This window comes from Roseomonas sp. CECT 9278 (assembly GCF_918698155.1).
Classification (GTDB): Bacteria; Pseudomonadota; Alphaproteobacteria; order Acetobacterales; family Acetobacteraceae; genus Neoroseomonas.
The window spans coordinates 1-2,020 of the sequence record NZ_CAKKLX010000108.1; the positions used below are offsets into that span (position 1 = coordinate 1).

A 2,020-nucleotide genomic window follows, 5' to 3' on the forward strand; every position below is an offset into this window, starting at 1 on the left:
GCCCGACCAGCCGCCGGCCGATGCGCCCGCGGCCGAGGGCGCCGCGCCGGCCGAAGGTGCCGAGGCCCCGCGCCCGCCGCGCCAGGACCCCCGCCCGCCCCGGCCCGACAACCGGCCGCCGCGCGACCAGAACCGCCAGGGCAAGGGCGGCGGCTACCAGGGCGACCGGGATCGTGACCGCGGCCCCCGCCGCCCGCGGGAGGACCGGCCTTCCCTGCCCTCCATGCCGCGTCCGGACAGCCCCTTCGCGGTGCTGGCCAACCTGCTCAAGAAGGACTGAGGGCCGGCCGTGACCCTCCGGCCCGCACCGCGACGCCGCGATTCGGACCGGGCGCCGGGCCGGGCATCGTCCGGATGGCGCGCGTCGTCCCCCGGCGGCGCCCACGACCGGCGCTGACGCGGCGCCGTGGACCAGGCCGACCGCGACGCCCAGCGAATCGACCTGTGGCTGTGGTGCGCGCGGTTGCGCAAGACCCGCGCCGATTGCGCCCGCCTGGTCGAGGCCGGCGCGGTGCGCATCAACCGCCAGCCGACCGACAAGTCCCATGCCCGCGTCCGCCCGGGCGACGTGCTGACCATCGCCCAGGGCCAGGGCGAGCGCGGGCGCATCGCGGTATGGCGCGTTCTGGGCCTGGCCGCCCGGCGCGGCCCGCCCGAAGCGGCGCGCGCGCTGTACGAGGACATGACCGAGGGCATGGCGCGGGACTGAGCCATGTCCTGCGGGTGGCTTGCGGGACCGCCGCCGCCCCGCCATTTTGCAGGCGCCGCAACGTCCTGCCCCGGGGGGCCGACCACCCGTGACCTATGTCGTCACCGAGAACTGCATCAAGTGCAAGTACATGGACTGCGTCGAGGTCTGTCCGGTGGACTGCTTCTACGTCGGCGAGAACATGCTGGTCATCCATCCGGATGAATGCATCGATTGCGGCGTCTGCGAGCCGGAATGCCCCGCCGAGGCCATCGTGCCCGACAGCGACGACAAGGGCACCGCCTGGCTGGAACTGAACCGCACCTATGCCGCGCAATGGCCCAACATCACCCGCAAGGGCGAGGCGCCGGCCGATGCCGATGAGTGGAAGGACAAGCCGGGCAAGAAGGACCTGTTCAGCCCGAATCCCGGCTGACGGCCGCGGCCGGGCGTGCCGGCCGCGCGGCGCCGGAACCGCTGGTGGTTGGAGGTATCGTGCCGGAGGCGCGTCGCCGCTTGATCGCGGGCCGGAGGCACGTCGCCGGTTGATCGCGTGCCGGAGGCACGTCGCCGCTTGATCGCGTGCCGACGGCGCGCGACGACCCAGACGCCGACCGAAGGCGCGCGACGACATCGCGCCGCATCAGCGCCCCCCTGACGCGCCGGCGGCCCGCCATTCCGGCCGGGCGCCGCCAACCCACACGCCTCGCCCCCGGTCACCGCTGCTTCACCGCTGTCCCATGGGGTGACGGGCGGGTATTTTTCTGCTATTGTTTCAAGCAGATGGCCGGGGTGGGCCCCGGCCGGGCGTGATGCGTGACGATGGTCGCTCGGCCTCTGCGCCGGCCGCGGGGCGGTCGTGGGCGCCGCAGGACCACGCGGCGGAAATGGGAGCATACCTGCATGAAGGCTACCGCCCGCGCCAAGGCGCAAAGCAAGTCCCGCGCGGCCACCAAGGGCAAGGCTGCCACCAAGCCCAAGGCGCCGGCGCGCCCCAAGGCGATCGCGAAATCCGCCAAGACCCCGACCCGCTCCGCCGCCAAGCCGAAGCCGGCCAGCAAGGCGAAGCCCGCCGCCAAGCCGAAGGCTGCGGCGAAGCCCAAGACCGCTGCCGTGAAGTCGGTGGCCAAGCCGAAGGTCGCGGCGAAGCCGGCCACGGCGCCGAAGCCGAAGACCCAGGCGGTCGCGGCCAAGTCGGCAGCGAGCCGCCCCGCCGGCAAGTCCGCCGCCCCCCCGCCCAAGCCCGCGGCAGCGGCCGCGCCTGCCGCGGCGCCAGCCAAGGCCCCGGCCGCGAAGGCCGCGGCCCCGAAGGCGGCCGCCGCCGCGCCGAAG

General features: G+C 74.9%; 3 protein-coding genes and 1 pseudogene. All 4 read left to right on the top strand.

The window, feature by feature from the left end:
- Positions 1–280: pseudogene (locus tag LQ222_RS26120) on the top strand (hypothetical protein); the annotation flags it as partial.
- 126 nt (positions 281–406) lie between these two features.
- Positions 407–709, top strand: coding sequence for an RNA-binding S4 domain-containing protein (locus LQ222_RS26125; protein ID WP_230169800.1), 303 nt, complete (start codon positions 407–409; stop codon positions 707–709).
- Positions 710–797: 88 nt separating this feature from the next.
- Positions 798–1,124, top strand: coding sequence for a ferredoxin FdxA (gene fdxA / locus LQ222_RS26130; protein WP_230169801.1), 327 nt, complete (start codon positions 798–800; stop codon positions 1,122–1,124).
- 380 nt (positions 1,125–1,504) lie between these two features.
- The coding region (locus LQ222_RS26135; RefSeq protein ID WP_230169802.1) for a hypothetical protein at positions 1,505–2,020 on the top strand (516 nt) is incomplete at its 3' end.